At 72.8% G+C, this 15,664-nt stretch carries 15 protein-coding genes; 7 read left to right on the top strand and 8 right to left on the bottom strand.

What is annotated here, in order from left to right; all coding sequences use genetic code 11:
- The first annotated feature begins 40 nt into the window (after nt 1-40).
- The 3 genes from flhA to BLT76_RS14595 are packed head-to-tail and all read left to right on the top strand — an operon-like array spanning nt 41 to nt 3,148.
- Nucleotides 41-2,107: a flagellar biosynthesis protein FlhA gene (gene flhA, locus BLT76_RS14605; RefSeq protein WP_090857356.1), complete on the top strand. Its 2,067-nt coding sequence runs from the start codon at nt 41-43 to the stop codon at nt 2,105-2,107.
- Nucleotides 2,104-2,373: a hypothetical protein gene (locus BLT76_RS14600; protein WP_139175540.1), complete on the top strand. Its 270-nt coding sequence runs from the start codon at nt 2,104-2,106 to the stop codon at nt 2,371-2,373. The genes flhA and BLT76_RS14600 overlap by 4 nt, the downstream gene beginning before the upstream one ends.
- Before the next feature lie 10 nt (nt 2,374-2,383).
- Nucleotides 2,384-3,148, top strand: a complete 765-nt coding sequence (locus tag BLT76_RS14595) for a class I SAM-dependent methyltransferase (protein ID WP_090857350.1) — start codon at nt 2,384-2,386, stop codon at nt 3,146-3,148.
- Nucleotides 3,149-3,430: 282 nt separating this feature from the next.
- Here BLT76_RS14595 and BLT76_RS14590 read toward each other — a convergent pair whose 3' ends face one another.
- From BLT76_RS14590 to BLT76_RS14580, 3 genes are read right to left on the bottom strand one after another with little or no spacing between them, the layout of a single operon-like run.
- A complete protein-coding gene (locus tag BLT76_RS14590; protein WP_090857347.1) occupies nt 3,431-5,365 on the bottom strand; it encodes an ABC transporter ATP-binding protein in 1,935 nt (644 codons plus the stop codon).
- A complete protein-coding gene (locus BLT76_RS14585; RefSeq protein WP_090857344.1) occupies nt 5,362-7,098 on the bottom strand; it encodes an ABC transporter ATP-binding protein in 1,737 nt (578 codons plus the stop codon). The genes BLT76_RS14590 and BLT76_RS14585 overlap by 4 nt, the downstream gene beginning before the upstream one ends.
- Before the next feature lies 1 nt (nt 7,099).
- Nucleotides 7,100-7,711: a TetR/AcrR family transcriptional regulator gene (locus BLT76_RS14580; protein ID WP_170867073.1), complete on the bottom strand. Its 612-nt coding sequence runs from the start codon at nt 7,709-7,711 to the stop codon at nt 7,100-7,102.
- Between the two features lie 74 nt (nt 7,712-7,785).
- Between BLT76_RS14580 and BLT76_RS14575 the strand changes: the two genes are divergently transcribed.
- Complete coding sequence (locus BLT76_RS14575) at nt 7,786-8,490, top strand: hypothetical protein (RefSeq protein WP_090857338.1); 705 nt, start codon at nt 7,786-7,788, stop codon at nt 8,488-8,490.
- Here BLT76_RS14575 and BLT76_RS14570 read toward each other — a convergent pair.
- Entirely contained in the window at nt 8,477-9,412 is a 936-nt protein-coding gene (locus tag BLT76_RS14570) for a DMT family transporter (RefSeq protein WP_090857335.1), read from the bottom strand. The genes BLT76_RS14575 and BLT76_RS14570 overlap by 14 nt on opposite strands.
- On the opposite strand from BLT76_RS14570, the gene BLT76_RS14565 reads away from it, so the two are divergent.
- Nucleotides 9,411-10,802: an aminotransferase-like domain-containing protein gene (locus tag BLT76_RS14565; protein WP_090857332.1), complete on the top strand. Its 1,392-nt coding sequence runs from the start codon at nt 9,411-9,413 to the stop codon at nt 10,800-10,802. The genes BLT76_RS14570 and BLT76_RS14565 overlap by 2 nt on opposite strands.
- 3 nt (nt 10,803-10,805) lie before the next feature.
- Here the strand turns inward: BLT76_RS14565 and pdxH are convergent, their stop codons facing one another.
- The gene (gene pdxH, locus BLT76_RS14560; RefSeq protein ID WP_090857329.1) at nt 10,806-11,468 is read right to left on the bottom strand and encodes a pyridoxamine 5'-phosphate oxidase; all 663 of its coding nucleotides are present in this window, start codon (nt 11,466-11,468) and stop codon (nt 10,806-10,808) included.
- 75 nt (nt 11,469-11,543) lie between these two features.
- Between pdxH and BLT76_RS14555 the strand changes: the two genes are divergently transcribed.
- Entirely contained in the window at nt 11,544-12,647 is a 1,104-nt protein-coding gene (locus BLT76_RS14555; protein ID WP_090857326.1) for a citrate synthase 2, read from the top strand.
- Between the two features lie 15 nt (nt 12,648-12,662).
- Here BLT76_RS14555 and BLT76_RS14550 read toward each other — a convergent pair whose 3' ends face one another.
- The 3 genes from BLT76_RS14550 to BLT76_RS14540 are packed head-to-tail and all read right to left on the bottom strand — an operon-like array spanning nt 12,663 to nt 14,333.
- Nucleotides 12,663-13,220 (bottom strand): VldE C-terminal domain-containing protein, encoded by a 558-nt coding sequence (locus BLT76_RS14550; RefSeq protein ID WP_139175538.1) that lies wholly within the window; start codon nt 13,218-13,220, stop codon nt 12,663-12,665.
- 37 nt (nt 13,221-13,257) lie between these two features.
- Entirely contained in the window at nt 13,258-13,851 is a 594-nt protein-coding gene (locus BLT76_RS14545; protein WP_090857319.1) for an ASCH domain-containing protein, read from the bottom strand.
- On the bottom strand, nt 13,851-14,333 hold the full coding sequence (locus BLT76_RS14540; RefSeq protein WP_244509414.1) for a GNAT family N-acetyltransferase: 483 nt from the start codon (nt 14,331-14,333) through the stop codon (nt 13,851-13,853). Before BLT76_RS14540 ends, BLT76_RS14545 begins: the two co-directional genes overlap by 1 nt.
- Before the next feature lie 113 nt (nt 14,334-14,446).
- Here BLT76_RS14540 and serC point away from each other — a divergent pair, with 113 nt between their 5' ends.
- Nucleotides 14,447-15,565, top strand: a complete 1,119-nt coding sequence (gene serC / locus BLT76_RS14535; protein ID WP_090857317.1) for a phosphoserine transaminase — start codon at nt 14,447-14,449, stop codon at nt 15,563-15,565.
- Nucleotides 15,566-15,664 lie beyond the last annotated feature (99 nt).

The raw sequence follows: 15,664 nt of genomic DNA, 5'->3' as shown, positions 1-15,664 counted from the left end.
GGACGGCGACCGCATCCGAACGCAGGAGACGACGCGCCCCATGGGCCTCAAGCGACTCACACAGCTCGGCGTACCCGTCGGCATCGTCATGATCGTGGTGATGCTGGTCGTCCCGCTGCCGGCCGTCCTGCTCGACCTGCTGATCGCCGCCAACATCACCGGCGGCCTGCTGGTGCTGTTGACCGCCATGTTCGTGGTCCGGCCGTTGGACTTCGCGTCCTTCCCCGCGGTGCTGCTGGTGATGACCCTGTTCCGCCTGGCGCTCAACGTGAGCGCCACCCGGCTGGTGCTGGTCGACGGCTACGCCGGCAAGGTGATCGAGACCTTCGGCCACTTCGTGGTCGGCGGCTCGCTCATCGTCGGCCTGATCATCTTCGCGATCCTGCTGGTCATCCAGTTCATGGTGATCACCAAGGGCGCCGAGCGGGTCGCCGAGGTCGGCGCCCGCTTCACCCTCGACGCGATGCCCGGCAAGCAGATGGCCATCGACGCCGACCTGAACTCCGGCCTGATCGACGAGGACGAGGCCCGCCGCCGGCGCGCCGAGGTGCACGCCGAGGCCGACTTCTACGGCGCGATGGACGGTGCGTCCAAGTTCGTCAAGGGCGACGCGATCGCGGCCATCATCATCACGGTGGTCAACCTGCTCGGCGGCTTCGCGATCGGCATGACCCAGATGGGCCTGTCCCCCGCCGACGCGATCTCGACCTACAGCCTGCTCTCCGTCGGCGACGGCCTGGTCTCGCAGATCCCGGCCCTGCTGATGTCGGTCGCCACCGGCCTCATCGTCACCCGCAGCGCGGGCGAGGGCGACATGGGCTCCGACATCATCCGGCAGATGACCGCCCGCAAGCTGCCCCTCCAGGTGGCCGGCTTCGCCGCGATGACGATCTGCCTGATCCCGGGCCTGCCCAAGATCCCCTTCCTCCTCACCGGCGGTGTGCTGCTGCTGATCTCGACACGGGCCGAGTCCGAGAAGCCGACGAAGTCCGCCGCCGAGGCCGCGGTCGCCGAGGTCACCTCCCGCACCGACGACTCGCCCGAGGGCCTGGCCGCCGAGATCCAGGTCGACCCGCTCGGCCTCGAGCTCTCCGCGGACCTGATCGACCTGGTCGACACCACCAGCGGCGGCGACCTGCTGGAGCGGGTCAAGGCACTGCGCCGGAAGGTCGCCGCCGAGATCGGCGTCGTCGTCCCCCCGGTGCGCACCCGCGACAACCTCGAGCTGCCCGCCCGGACCTACGCCATCAAGCTCTTCGACGTCGAGGTCGCCCGTGGCGAGGCACCGCACGGCTGCGTCCTGGCGATCGGGGACATGCTCGGCTCGCTGCCCGGCGAGCCGACCCGGGAGCCGGTCTTCGGCCTCGAGGCCAAGTGGATCCCCAGCGAGCTGCGCAGCCAGGCCGAGCTCAGCGGCGCCACCGTCGTGGACCGCGCGGCCGTCATCACCACCCACCTCGCCGAGGTCGTCTCGACGCACGCCGGCCGGCTGCTCGGCCGCGAGGACGTCAAGATGCTCACCGAGGTCGTCAAGCGCAGCCACCCCAACGTGGTCGAGGAGCTCACCCCGGCGATGCTCAGCCTGGGCGAGGTGCAGCGGGTCCTGCAGACCCTTCTCGACGAGGGCGTCTCGATCCGCGACCTGGTCCGGATCTTCGAGTCCCTCTCGCTGCGGGCCCAGGCCACCAAGGACCTCGACTCGCTCGTCGAGGCCGCCCGCGGCGCCCTCGGCCCGGCCATCGTGGCCCCGCACGTCACCGACGGCACCGTGCACGTGATCAGCTTCGAGCCGCAGTTCGAGCAGCGGATGCTCGAGTCGCTGCGCCCCTCGGACCAGGGCTCGATGATCGTCCTCGACCCGCTGACCGCCCAGGCCGCGGTCGGCAGCGTCGCCCAGCTGATGGTCGACGCGGAGAACCGCGGCATCCGGCCGGTGCTGGTGTGCGCGCCCCAGCTGCGCACCGCCGTACGACGGCTCGTGCACACGGCCGTCGACCGCCTGCCCGTGCTCGCCTACACCGAGCTCACCGGGACCGCCCAGGTCCGCTCCGCCGGCGTCGTGTCCACCGACGCCGCCCATAACCAGTTGATGGAGGCCACCGCATGAGGATGCTGTCCGCTCCGGTCCTGCTCGGCGCCGTGCTCGCGTCGTCGCCCGCGCTCTACCAGGGTCTGGTCACCCGGACCGTGCCGCTCGAGGAGGCCGGCGGCCGGTTCGCCGTCGCCCTGGTGCTCGCCTGGGTCGCGATCTCCGCCGTCGCGATGATGGTCGGCGAGCCGCCCAAGCCGGTCGTCGCGACCGACGAGGAGGGCGACGCCGACGTCACCGCGATCGGTGACGCCGTACCGGGAGAGGCGCCGCAGGCGGCGTAGCCTCCACGTCGTGGGCGAGCGCGCGCTGAGCTTCGGGGCGGTGGCGGCGGCCTACGAGCGCTTCCGGCCGGGCTACCCCGACCGCCTCGTCGACGAGATCGAGGCGTACGCCGCCCGCCCCGTCCGTACCGCGCTCGAGATCGGGGCCGGCACCGGGAAGGCCACCCGCGTCCTCGCGGCCCGCGGCGTCGCGGTGACCGCCACCGACCCGGACGCCGCGATGCTCGCCGAGCTGCGCCGGCACGTCCCGGGCACCGTCACGACCGTGCACGCCTCCTTCGAGGAGCTGCCGATCGACCGCACCCACGACCTGGTCCTGGCCGCGGCCGCCCTGCACTGGACCCGACCCACCGGCCGCTGGCCCCGCGTCGCGGCGCTGCTCGCCCCCGGCGGCGTGCTCGCGTCCTGCGGCGGCCCGGTCGAGCTCGCCGACCCCGACGTCGACGCGGTCGTCCGCGCGACCCGCGGGACGCTGCTCCCCGACGACGGGATCGCCGCCCCCGACGGCACGCCCCCGGACAGCGCCCTGCAGTGGCCGGGCACCGAGCTGGTCGCCTCGCCGCTGTTCACCGACGTCCGCCAGCTGCGGATCGTGCGCCGGCTGACCCTCTCGGCCGACGACTACGTCGGCCACCTCACGACGATCTCCGCCTACCGACAGCTCCCGGCGGCGGACCTGGCGACGGTCCTCGAACGGATCCGCGCGGTGCTGCCGGCGGAGGTGACTCTCGACGCCGACCTCGTGCTGCACCTGGCGCGGTCGGTGCGGACATGAAGCGACCCGCAGGCGTGGTGCCGGACCGGGGTCCGGACCGCACCGGGGGACGTGGTCCCGGTTCGCCTGCGGGTCGGGTAGCTGCTTGGTATTCGCCAGCAGCGTCAGGGGCGCTTCCGCCCCGTCGTCCTGCTGGGGCTGCTAGCGGGCAGCCACCTCACGCGTCCTAAAAGAACTCATTCTTCGGACCACCTCCTTTCCCGTGTACGAAAAGGCTAGGTCGACCGCTCAGGCCGCTCAAGGCCTTTTTCGGCGGGGTCGGCCCCGCGGGACAGCTGGGCCCTACCCCGCCTCCGCCGCGGCGAACTGCGACGCGTGCAGCCGGGCGTAGGCCCCGTCGGCAGCGAGCAGGTCGACGTGCGTGCCCTGCTCGACGATGGCGCCGTCCTCCATCACCAGGATCAGGTCGGCGTCGCGGATGGTGGAGAGCCGGTGGGCGATGACGAACGACGTCCGGTCGGTGCGCAGCGCGGCCATCGCGTGCTGCAGCAGCAGCTCGGTGCGGGTGTCGACCGAGCTGGTGGCCTCGTCGAGGATCAGCAGCGCGGGGTCGGTGAGGAAGGCCCGGGCGATGGTGACCAGCTGCCGCTCCCCCGCCGACAGGTTCGACCCCGACTCGTCGACGACCGTGTCGTAGCCGTCGGGCAGCGAGTGCACGAAGCGGTCCACGAACGTCGCCCGCGCGGCCTCGAGCACCTCCTCCTCGGTGGCGCCGGGGCGGCCGTAGGCGATGTTGTCGCGGATCGAGCCCTCGAACAGCCAGGTGTCCTGCAGCACCATCCCGACCTGGCCCCGCAGCTGCGCCCGGGGTACGGCGGCGATGTCGACGCCGTCGATCGTGATCCGGCCGGCGTCGACGTCGTAGAAGCGCATCACCAGGTTGACCAGGGTCGTCTTGCCCGCGCCCGTCGGGCCGACGATGGCCACGGTCTGGCCGGGCCGGGCCACCAGCGAGAGGTCGGTGATGAGCGGGCGCTCGGCGTCGTACGAGAAGGAGACGCGCTCGAAGGCCACCTCGCCCCGACGCGCGGCCGGGACCCCGGAGTCCGCCGACTCGACCGGCTCCTCGTCGGCGTCGAGCAGCTCGAAGACCCGCTCGGCCGAGGCCACGCCGGACTGCAGCAGGTTGGTCATCGACGCCACCGTCGTGAGCGGCTGGGTGAACTGCCGCGTGTACTGCACGAAGGCCTGCACCTCCCCGAGCGTCAGCGCGCCGCTGGAGACCCGGAGGGCGCCCACGACGGCCACCATGACGTAGTTGAGGTTGCCGACGAACATCATCGCCGGCATCACCAGGCCGCTGATGAACTGTGCCTTGAAGGAGACGTCGTACAGGCCCTCGTTGTGCTGCTCGAAGGCCTCCTCGACCTCGCGGGTGCGGCCGAACACCTTCACCAGCGCGTGCCCGGAGAAGGACTCCTCGATGTGCGCGTTGAGCTGTCCGGTACGACGCCACTGCGCGACGAACTGGCCCTGCGACTGCTTCATGATGGCCCGGGTCACCAGCAGCGAGACCGGCACGCTGACCAGCGCGACCAGGGCCAGCAGCGGCGAGATCCACAGCATCATGGCCAGCACCGCGAGCACGGTCAGCACCGACTGGAGCAGCTGGCTCATGGTCTGCTGCAGGGTCTGGCTGACGTTGTCGATGTCGTTGGTGACGCGCGAGAGCAGCTCGCCGCGGGGCGAGCGGTCGAAGTAGCCGAGCGGCAGCCGGTGGATCTTGTCCTCGACGTCCTGACGCATCCGCCGCACGGTGCGCTGGACGACGCTGTTGAGGACGTAGCCGGCCAGCCAGGACAGCAGCGACGCGACGACGTAGACGGCCAGCACGATCAGCAGCCAGCGACCGACGGCGTCGAAGTCGACGCCCTCGCCGGGGACGACGCCCTGCCCCTGGACCGCCTCGGGCAGCTCGGAGTCGGGCGTGCCCGCGGGCAGCCGGCCGCCGACGAACCCGCGGAAGACCAGGTCGGTGGCGTGCCCGAGCAGTCGCGGGCCGATCGACATCAGCACGACCGACACCACGACCAGGGCGACCACCAGCGAGGCCGCCCAGCGGTCGGGCCGCATCCCGGCGACCAGCCGGCGCGCGGACGGCCCGAAGGTCATCGCCTTCTGGCCGACCTGACCGCCTCCCATCGGACCCCGGCCGGGGCCGCCCTGGGGCGCCTCGATCCGCTCGGTGGCCTTGAACTCCTGCTTCTGGGTGGTCATGCGGCGTCCTCGGTGGTGAGCTGGGAGGCGACGATCTCCTGGTAGGTCCCGCAGTCGGCCAGCAGCTCGTCGTGGGTGCCGCGGCCGACCACCCGGCCGTCCTCCAGCACCACGATCAGGTCGGCGTCGCGGATCGTGGAGATCCGCTGGGCGACGACCACGACGGTCGCGTCGGTGGTCACCGGCCGCAGCGCGGCGCGGAGCCGGGCGTCGGTGGCCAGGTCGAGGGCCGAGAAGGAGTCGTCGAACAGGTAGATCGCCGGACGTCGTACGACGGCGCGGGCGATGGCCAGGCGCTGCCGCTGGCCGCCCGACAGGTTGGTGCCGCCCTGCGCGACCGGGGCGTCGAGGCCCTCGGGCAGCGCCGTCACGAAGTCGCGCGCCTGCGCGACCTCGAGCGCCGCCCACATGTCCTCCTCGGTCGCGTCGGGTCGGCCGTGCTGGAGGTTGCTGCGGACGGTGCCGGAGAAGAGGTAAGCCTGCTGCGGCACCAGGCCGACCGCCCCCCACAGCACGTCGGGGTCGAGGTCGCGCACGTCGACGCCGCCGACCCGGACCACGCCCCCGGTCGCGTCGAAGAGCCGCGGGACCAGGTTGACCAGCGTGGTCTTGCCGGCACCGGTCGAGCCGACGACGGCCGTCGTGGTGCCGGGCCGGGCCGACAGCGAGATCCCGTCCAGCACCGGGTCGGCCGCGCCCGGGTAGGCGAAGGTGACCTCGTCGAGGTCGAGCCGCCCCCGGTCGGCCGGGTCGGGGGTGACCGGCCGGGCCGGCGGCCGCACGGACGTCTCGGTGTCGAGCACCTCGGCGATCCGCTCTCCGCAGACCGCCGAGCGCGGGACCTGCATGAGCATGAACGTCCCCATCATCACCGACATCAGGATCTGCATCAGGTAGGAGAGGAAGGCGGTCAGCGCGCCGACCTGCATCTGGCCGCTGTCGACCCGGTGGCCGCCGAACCAGATGACGGCGACGCTGGACACGTTCACGACGAGCATGGCCAGCGGGAACATCGTGGCCATCCAGCGACCGGCCGTCACGGCCACGTCGGTGAGCCGGTCGTTGGCCGCGCCGAAGCGCTCCCGCTCGTGCGGCTCGCGGACGAAGGCCCGGACCACGCGGATGCCGCTGATCTGCTCGCGGAGCACCCGGTTGACCTCGTCGATGCGCTCCTGCATGACCCGGAAGCTCGGCACCATCCGCGAGATCACGAAGCCGACGCTCACGAAGAGCGCCGGCACCACGACCGCGAGGATCCAGCCCAGCCCGACGTCCTCGCGCAGCGCCATCACCACGCCGCCGACCATCATGATCGGCGCGGACACCGCGATCAGGCAGGTCATCACGACCAGCATCTGCACCTGCTGGACGTCGTTGGTGGTGCGGGTGATCAGCGACGGCGCCCCGAAGTCCTGGACCTCGCGGGCCGAGAACGTCCCGACCCGCTGGAACAGGTCGCGCCGGACGTCGCGCCCGAAGGACGTCGCCGTGCGGGCGCCGTACCAGGACGCCCCGACGGAGCAGAGGATCTGCACCACCGAGACGGCGAGCATCAGCCCGCCCAGGCGCCAGATGGTGGCGGTGTCCCCGGTGACGATCCCCTCGTCGATGATCCGGGCGTTGAGGCTGGGCAGGTAGAGCATCGCCAGCACGCCGACGAGCTGGAGCAGCACGACGGCGGTGAGCCAGGTGCGGTACGGCGCGAGCCGCGTGCGGAGCAGCCGGACGAGCATGTCAGTCCTTCCTCAGGGTGCCGTGGAGCACGACGTCGACGATCTGGTCGGGGGTGAGCAGTCGCCCGTCGGCGACCTTCTGGTGGCTGCCGGCGAAGGTGAGCAGGCGCAGCACGTGCACGAACTCCTCGACGGGTACGGCGAGTCGCGCCGCGTCGGCCCCGACCACGCCGACGAGCAGCCCTTCGAGCCGGGCCCGCCAGGCGTCGGCCTGGGCGGAGTCGTGCAGGTGGTCGGGCGGGCCGACCAGGCCGACCTTCTGCATCAGCCCGAAGGTGGCGCGGAAGCGCTGCTGGAGGATCGAGACCAGCCGCACGAGCCGGTCCTCCAGCGGTAGCTGGCCGTCGATCTCCTCGATCCGGGCCACCACGTTGCCGGGATCGAAGGCCCGCGCGATGGCGGCGTCGACCAGCTCCTCCTTGGTCGCGAAGACCCGGAAGATGGTGCCCTCCGCGATCCCCGCGGCCTCGGCGATCAGCCGGCTCGTCACCGCCCGGCCGTGGACGTGCAGCAGCGGCACGGTCGCCGAGAGGATCACCTCCCGCCGTTCGTCCGGCGAGAGCGGCCGGGCCCGGGTCCGGGCGGTGCGCGGTCCGCGCAGGTCCTCGTTCACGTCGTGAAGCCTAAGTGAGTGAGTGCTCACTCACAAGCGGGTTCTCGGATACCCCCCAGGGAAGGGAGCGAGGCATGCGCCGCCACCTCCTCCTGGTCACCGCGCTCGTCACCTCAGTCGCCCTCGCCGTCGCAACGACCGTGCTGGCCGTGCTGTGGGCCGGCGACGGCGAGGACCGCGAGATCGCCGACCAGGTGCGGGCCAACCGTGCGGTCTGGGACGCCCGCCTCGCCGACCTGCGGACCTTCGAGGACTCCGTCGGACCACTGTGGACGACCGGCTCGCTGCGGGTCGCCGCGTACGGCGAGGTGGCTGTCACCCGACGCACCGGGGTCCGCAGCGGCGAGCCCGCGCCCGACGTCTACACGCTGCCCGACGGGAAGCGGGAGGCCTGCCGTCCCGGCGTCGGGGAGGCCGGTGAGCGCACCGTCCTCCAGGTGTGCCGTGAGAGCTCTCGCGGCGAGATGGCGGTGGCGGAGGACCTGCCCGCCGACCAGATGGACGACACGGCCACGATCACCGTCACCGAGTGGCGCACCATGCCGGGTGCCACCGACGCCCGCGTCTTCGTCGACGTCGAGGCGCCGGTCGTCACCGGACCCGGCGAGGCGGCGCTCCGCGCCCAGCTCGAGCGGGCGATGGACCTCGCCGAGCCTCGGTTCGCGGCGATCGAGATCCAGCAGCTCGACCTCGACTCGCCCACGTGGACCGACTACGACTTCCAGCTCGACGCCGCTGTCTGGGGCACGCAGCCGGCCCCGGTCATCAGCGACGAGTGAGCCGCGCCCGCTGGGCCAGCCAGACCAGCAGCCCCACCGCGACGCCGACCGCGACGGTCCGGGCGTCGATCTCGCCGGCGAACAGCAAGGCCGACCAGGCGATGGTGAGCAGCGGCTGCAGCTGCTGGACCTGGCTGACCCTCGCGGTGCCTCCGCGCGCGAGGCCGGCGTACCAGGCGAAGAACCCGAGCAGCTGCGAGACCAGCACCAGGTAGGCGAACCCGCCGAGCACCGTGGGCGACCAGCTCACCTCGCTCACGAACAGCGAGACCACGCCGAGCGGGAGGGTCAGCGGCAGCAGCACGACCAGGCTCCAGCAGATGCTCTGCGGGCCGCCGAGCGTGCGAGCCTGATCGGCGCCGATCGCGTAGCCGACCGACGCACAGACCACCGCGCCCAGCATCTCCAGGTCGCCGGTCCCGAACCCGTCGCCGCCCGCCCCCGGCCGCGAGAGCAGGTACGCCGTCAGCACCGCGACCCCGGTGCCGCTCGCAAGCCAGAACGACCCGGGCAGCCGCTCGTCACCGAGCACCGCCGCGACGACCGCGGTGCAGGCGGGCAGCAGGCCGAGGATCACCGCACCCCGGCCGGGGTCGATGGAGGTGACCGCGGCCGAGGAAAGCAGCTGGAAGGCCAGGCCGACCATGAGTCCGCCGACCGCCAGCGCCGGCAGCGCCCGCCGGTCCGGACGCGGTGCGCGCGCCGCGCGCAGGATCGCCAGGGCCAGGATCCCGGCGGCGAGCGAGCGCCACACCGTGATGGTCCACGGGTCGGCCCCGGCGACGGCCCAGACATTCGCCGGCAGCGAGAAACTGAAGCCCACCACGCCGACCAGCCCCAGGAACCAGCCACGGGACGCCGCTTGCGGTGGAGCGTTACCCGGTCGTGCGGCCAGCCTGATAACGCTACTCTGATCTTCCATGAATGACGATAACAGTCGCGGCGCCCTGCTGTCCGCGCTCCGCGACCTCGTCGCTGCCGGCCCGGTCGGCGCGCGACTGCCGTCGGTCCGCGAACTGCAGCGTCACTTCCAGGTCTCCCCGCTCACCGTGCAGCAGGCCGTGCGCCAGCTGAACGGCGAGGGCCTGGTCGACGTCCGCCCGGGCGCTGGGACCTTCGTCGCGGCGGCCCCGCCGACCACGCGCTCGGCCGACCTCGGCTGGCAGCACGTGGCCCTCGGCGGGCACGCACCGCCCGACGCCTCCCGCACCCTCGCCCTGCACGCCGAACCCGGGGCCGGGGTGGTCAGGCTCGCCGGCGGCTACCTCGACCAGACGCTCGTGCCCGAGAAGCCGCTCAGCGCCGCGCTGGCCCGCGCGGTGCGCCGGACCGGCGCCTGGGGGCGGGCGCCCGTCGAGGGTATCGAGTCGCTGCGGCAGCTCTTCGCCCGCGAGATCGGGGGCGTCGACGCCGCCGACGTGCTGATCACCTCCGGAGGACAGAGCGCACTGTCGATCGCCATCCGCGCCCTCACCCGGCCGGGCGACGCGGTGGTGCTGGAGACCCCGACGTACGCCGGGTTCATCTCCATCGCCCGCAGCCACGCGCTCGAGGTGCACCCGGTGCCGACCGACGCCGACGGACTGCGCACCGACGTCCTGGACCGGGTGCTGGCGTCCAGCGGCGCGCGGCTGGTCGTCGTCCAGCCGCTGCACGCCAACCCGACCGGCAGCACCCTGGCCGCCGGCCGTCGCCGGGAGCTGCTCGCGCTCGCCCGCTCGTACGGCGCGTTCGTGCTGGAGGACGACTACGCCCGCGACCTGACCATCGATGGACCCGCCCCCTCGACGCTGGTGTCCCAGGACGTCGACGGCCACGTCGTCCACGTCCGCTCGCTGTCGAAGCCGGTCGCACCCGCCCTCCGGGTGGCCGCACTGGTCGCCCGCGGCCCCGCCCTCAACCGGCTGCGCGCCGCCAAGACCCTCGACGACTTCTACGTCTCCCGCCCGCTGCAGGAGGCCGCGGTCGACTTCCTGTCCTCGCCGGCCGCCGGCCGGCACCGCCGTACCGTCGCTCGCGAGCTCGGCGCCCGCCGAGACACCTTGCTCTCCGAGGTTCGCGCCCGGCTGGCCGGCGCCTCGGTCGACACGGTCCCGGGCGGCGGCATGCACCTGTGGGTCCGGCTCCCCGACGGGGTCGACGACGTCGACCTGGCCGCCCGTGCCCGCGGCGCCGGAGTGCTGGTCTCCGCCGGCTCGGCATGGTTCCCGACCGAGCCCGACGCGTCGTACCTGCGCCTGACCTACGGTGAGACGCCGGTCCCCCTCCTCGTCGAGGGGGTCCGTCGGCTGGCCACCGTGCTGGTGGGGTAGTCCCTAGGGAGCCAGCCGCTCGGTCGTCCAGCCCTCACCCGCGCGCCGGTAGACCAGCCGGTCGTGCATCCGGCCGGGACGGCCCTGCCAGAACTCGACCGCCTCCGGGCGGACGAGGTAGCCGCCCCACTCCTCCGGGACGGGGACGTCGGCGCCGTCGTAGCGCGCCTCGACCTCGGCGTACGACGCCGCGAGCTCCTCGCGGTCGGCCACCACCCGCGACTGGTGGGACGCCCAGGCGCCGAGCTGGGAGCCGCGCGGCCGGACGGCGAAGTAGTCGGCGACGTCCGCGGCCGGGAGGGGCGACGCGACCCCGTCGACGCGGACCTGCCGCTCGAGCGGGTGCCACGGGAAGAGCAGCGCGCAGCGCGGGTTCTCGGCCAGCTCGGAGCCCTTGCGCGAGCGGGTGTTGGTGAAGAAGACGAAGCCCGCGTCCGAGAGCCCCTTCAGCAGCACCATCCGCGAGGACGGGACGCCGTCGGCGTCGGCGGTCGCCACCACGAGGGCATTCGGCTCGTGCACGCCGGCGGCCTGCGCCTCGTCGAACCAGCGGCGGAACATGGTGATCGGGTCCGGCGCGAGGTCGCTCTCCTCCAGCCCGGCGGCGGCGTACTCGTGCCGCAGCGCCCGCAGGTCCAGTCCGGTGTCCGGTGTGGGGTCGGCCATACCGCCAGCCTAGGGATGGGTACACAATGCCGGGGGCGCTGCCGCCTGCGCCCACGAGACGAAGGAGTCGCGCCGATGACCGAGGTACACCACGGGCTGGAGGGCGTCGTCGCCTTCGAGACGCAGATCGCGGAGCCCGACAAGGAGGGTTCGGCGCTGCGCTACCGCGGCGTGGACATCGAGGACATCGTCGGCCGGGTCCCGTTCGAGAACGTCTGGGGCCTGCTGATCGACGGCAAGTACTCCCCCGGTCTCGCCCCCGCGGAGCCCTACAACCTCCCGGTCCACACCGGCGACGTGCGCGTCGACGTCCAGGCCGCGGTCGCGATGCTCGCGCCGGCCTTCGGTTTCGGCCAGACCTACGACATCAGCGACGAGCAGGCCCGCGAGGACATCGGTCGGCTCGCGGTCATGGTGCTCTCGTACGCCGCCCAGTCGGCCCGCGGCCTGAACCAGCCCGTGGTCCCCCAGAAGGCCGTCGACGAGGGGAGGACCCTCGCCGAGAAGTTCCTGATCCGCTGGAAGGGCGAGGCCGACCCCAAGCACGCCCACGCGATCGACGCCTACTGGTCCTCCGCGGCCGAGCACGGCATGAACGCCTCCACCTTCACGGCCCGCGTCATCACCTCCACCGGCGCCGACGTCGCGGCCGCCTTCTCCGGCGCCATCGGCGCGATGAGCGGCCCGCTGCACGGCGGTGCGCCGGCCCGCGTGCTCACCATGATCGAGGAGGTCGAGAAGTCCGGCGACGCCACCGCCTACGTCAAGGGCCTGCTCGACTCCGGCGAGCGGCTGATGGGCTTCGGCCACCGCGTCTACCGCGCCGAGGACCCGCGCGCCCGCGTGCTCCGCCGTACGGCGAAGGAGCTCGACGCCCCGCGGTACGCCGTCGCCGAGGCCCTCGAGCAGGCGGCCCTGAAGGAGCTGCGCGAGCGCCGCCCCGACCGGGTGCTGGAGACCAACGTCGAGTTCTGGGCCGCGATCGTCCTCGACTTCGCCGAGGTCCCGGCCCACATGTTCACCTCGATGTTCACCTGTGCCCGCACCGGCGGCTGGTCCGCGCACATCCTGGAGCAGAAGACCACCGGCCGGCTGATCCGTCCCTCGGCCATCTACACCGGCCCCGCCGCCCGCAAGGCCGACGAGGTCGACGGCTGGCAGGCGGAGTGGCACGGCTGATCCGGCCCTGACCGGCTAGTCCAGGCGCCCCTCGAACCACGACGTCCGGCCGCGCGCGGCGGCGCGGGTGAGCGAGAGGTGCACGTGGTCGCGGTGCCGCAGCGTCGTCGAGCAGCGCCGCACGGTGCGGCAGGACGAGCTGAGGTAGCGCTCGGGCGCGAAGCCGTTCCAGGCGGAGTAGATCCGGTCGTCCCAGATGACGTACATGACGCCCATCCGCCGGGCGCGGGCGTCGGCGTTGCCGGCCCGGTCGGTGGCGAACAGGTCGCGCATCATCCGCCGCGCCGCGCGCCGGTCGCGACCGCGCCGCACGTCGAGGGTCCAGTCGAAGGCCCGCCCCTCGGCGTGCTCCGACGTCGAGCCCTTCGTGCAGGCGCGCGACACCCCGCCGTACGCGCCGCCGTACCTCCGGACGAGCCAGCGGCCGAGCACCACGGTGCCGGGCTTGGCCTTCGGCGCGCAGCGGGTCTGAGGCTGGTACGGCGCGTAGTCCTCGATCGGCGCCGCCGCGCCGGCCGGGGCCGCGGTCAGCAGGGTCGCCAGCAGGACGAGGAGGCAGACGGTACGGCGCACGGGTTCGACCATCGACCGCCCCGCGGCCGACCTGAGGTCAGTCGACGGCGCGGGTGGTCCGCGCCAGGTAGGCGCGACCGCGCGGCGACAGGTCGTAGCCGACGTCGAAGCTCTGGGTGAGCCCGAGGTTCTTCAGCTTGCGCACGTCGATCTTGAACGGATCGCGCTCGCGCCCCATCTCGGCGGCCAGGTCCGGCGCGCGCACGTGCGGTCGCCGACCGATCAGGGCGAGGGTCGGCATCGTCCACGGCCCGTGGCTGCTGGCCCGGTCCAGCCGCTCCAGCCGTACGTCGATGGCGCGCACGTCGTCGTCGCTGAGCTCGGCGCTCTCGCGCAGGGCGACCCGGGGGTCCGGGCCGGCGTACGCCAGCAGCACGCGGTACGTCGGCAGCCCGCCCTCGACCTTGTCCAGCTGGCGACGGAGCCGGGCGGCGTCCGGCCAGCCTGCCGCGACGGCGTCCGCGTCGCTGATCGCCTCGGCGTCGACCGCCTCGACCCCGTCGACCCGGATGACCCCCGCCACCGTGCGGAACTGCGAGCCGACCTTCACCCCCGGCTTCGCCCAGCGGCGGAAGGCCAGCGTCACCGAGCCGTCGGCGACGCCGTGGGCCACCTTGGGGGGCAGCAGCATCAGAGCAGCCGGCCGAAGCAGCGGTTCTCGGGGGAATCCTGGTAGTGCCCGAACGACGGGATCGGCTCGTAGCCCGCGGAGGTGTAGAGGGTGATCGCCTCGGGCTGCTTGTCGCCGGTCTCCAGGATCATCGCCTCGAACCCGGCGTCGCGGGCGGTGGCCTCCAGGTGGGCGAGCATCCGGCGCGCGTGCCCGGCCCGCTGGGCGCGGGGGACGACGTACATGCGCTTGATCTCGGCGGTCCGGTCGGTGCCGAGCGCGGAGATGCCGCTGCTGCGCCACGCGGCGGTCGCGACCGCGTCATCGCCCCGGTAGCCCACGAAGAAGCTGCCGGCGGGCGGGACGAACATCAGCGGGTCCAGCGGGGTCTCGTCGGGGCCGCCGTAGCGGACGACGTACTCGGCCTGCACCTCGTCGATCAGCCGCATCGCGTCGGGGTGGCCGTACTCGACCGGGACGATCCGGAGCTCCTGCACCTGCACGGGTCCATGATCCACGATCCGGCGATTTATCTCGCCGCAACGCGGCTGCAACAATGGCGGGGCTGACAGCGTGGTCAGGGAAGTCACACTCCTCGCCCTTCGGAAGGCAGCTCATGACCGACCTGCAGATCCCCGCCGACCTGCTCCCCGCCGACGGCCGCTTCGGTGCCGGACCGTCGAAGATCCAGACCAGCCACCTCGACGCGCTCGCCGCGACCGGCTCCTCGCTGATGGGCACGTCCCACCGCCAGGCGCCGGTGAAGAACACCGTCGGCCGGGTCCGCGAGGGCCTCGCCCAGCTGTTCTCCCTGCCCGAGGGCTACGAGGTCGTGCTCGGCAACGGCGGCGCGACGGCGTTCTGGGACATCGCGACGTACGGCCTGATCGAGAAGAAGAGCCAGCACCTCTCCTTCGGCGAGTTCTCCTCGAAGTTCGCCAAGGCCGCGGCCGACGCCCCCTGGCTGGACGCCCCCACCGTCATCAAGGCCGACCCGGGCTCCGCGCCGGTCGCCGAGGCCGAGGCCGGCGTCGACGTCTACGCCTGGGCCCACAACGAGACCTCCACCGCCGTGATGACCCCGGTCGTCCGCCCGACCGCCGCCGACGAGGGCTCGCTGGTCCTGGTCGACGCCACCTCCGGCGCCGGCGGGCTGCCCGTCGACCTCGCCGAGGTCGACGCCTACTACTTCGCCCCGCAGAAGTGCTTCGCCTCCGACGGCGGCCTGTGGATCGCGCTGATGTCGCCGGCCGCCCTCGAGCGGGCCGCCTCGATCGCCGCGTCCGACCGGCACGTCCCGGCCTTCTTCGACCTGCCGACCGCGATCGACAACTCCTCCAAGAACCAGACCTACAACACCCCGTCGGTCGCCACGCTGTTCCTGATGGCCGAGCAGCTGGACTGGATGAACGCCCAGGGCGGCCTCGCCGGCATGGTCGAGCGCACCACCCGCTCCTCCGACGCGCTCTACGGCTGGGCCGAGAAGACGTCGTACACCTTCCCGTACGTCGAGAACCCCGCCCACCGCTCGCTGGTCATCGGCACCGTCGACTTCACCGACGAGGTCGACGCCGCGGCCGTGGCCAAGGTGCTGCGCGCCAACGGCGTCGTCGACACCGAGCCCTACCGCAAGCTCGGCCGCAACCAGCTGCGGATCGCGATGTACCCCGCCGTCGACCCCGCCGACGTCGAGGCCCTCACCGCCTGCATCGACTGGGTCGTCGAGAACTCCTGACGCCCTCGCCGGTCGCGTATCGAGACCACCACACGCCCTCGCTGGTCGAGTAGCCCGCGAGGAACGAGTGGGCGTATCGAGACCACCTGACACCCTCGC

Source organism: Nocardioides lianchengensis (genome assembly GCF_900101465.1).
In the GTDB taxonomy this organism is placed as follows: domain Bacteria; phylum Actinomycetota; class Actinomycetes; order Propionibacteriales; family Nocardioidaceae; genus Nocardioides; species Nocardioides lianchengensis.
This window is presented reverse-complemented; position numbering and strand designations above follow the sequence as displayed.

Excerpts from the sequence above, each read along its gene's own strand:
- flhA (WP_090857356.1), top strand. The coding sequence starts at position 41 with ATGGGCCTCAAGCGACTCACACAGCTCGGCGTACCCGTCGGCATCGTC.
- BLT76_RS14600 (WP_139175540.1), top strand. The coding sequence starts at position 2,104 with ATGAGGATGCTGTCCGCTCCGGTCCTGCTCGGCGCCGTGCTCGCGTCG.
- BLT76_RS14590 (WP_090857347.1), bottom strand. The coding sequence starts at position 5,365 with ATGACCACCCAGAAGCAGGAGTTCAAGGCCACCGAGCGGATCGAGGCG.
- BLT76_RS14585 (WP_090857344.1), bottom strand. The coding sequence starts at position 7,098 with ATGCTCGTCCGGCTGCTCCGCACGCGGCTCGCGCCGTACCGCACCTGG.
- BLT76_RS14575 (WP_090857338.1), top strand. The coding sequence starts at position 7,786 with ATGCGCCGCCACCTCCTCCTGGTCACCGCGCTCGTCACCTCAGTCGCC.
- BLT76_RS14565 (WP_090857332.1), top strand. The coding sequence starts at position 9,411 with ATGAATGACGATAACAGTCGCGGCGCCCTGCTGTCCGCGCTCCGCGAC.
- BLT76_RS14570 (WP_090857335.1), bottom strand. The coding sequence starts at position 9,412 with ATGGAAGATCAGAGTAGCGTTATCAGGCTGGCCGCACGACCGGGTAAC.
- pdxH (WP_090857329.1), bottom strand. The coding sequence starts at position 11,468 with ATGGCCGACCCCACACCGGACACCGGACTGGACCTGCGGGCGCTGCGG.
- BLT76_RS14555 (WP_090857326.1), top strand. The coding sequence starts at position 11,544 with ATGACCGAGGTACACCACGGGCTGGAGGGCGTCGTCGCCTTCGAGACG.
- BLT76_RS14545 (WP_090857319.1), bottom strand. The coding sequence starts at position 13,851 with ATGCTGCTGCCCCCCAAGGTGGCCCACGGCGTCGCCGACGGCTCGGTG.
- serC (WP_090857317.1), top strand. The coding sequence starts at position 14,447 with ATGACCGACCTGCAGATCCCCGCCGACCTGCTCCCCGCCGACGGCCGC.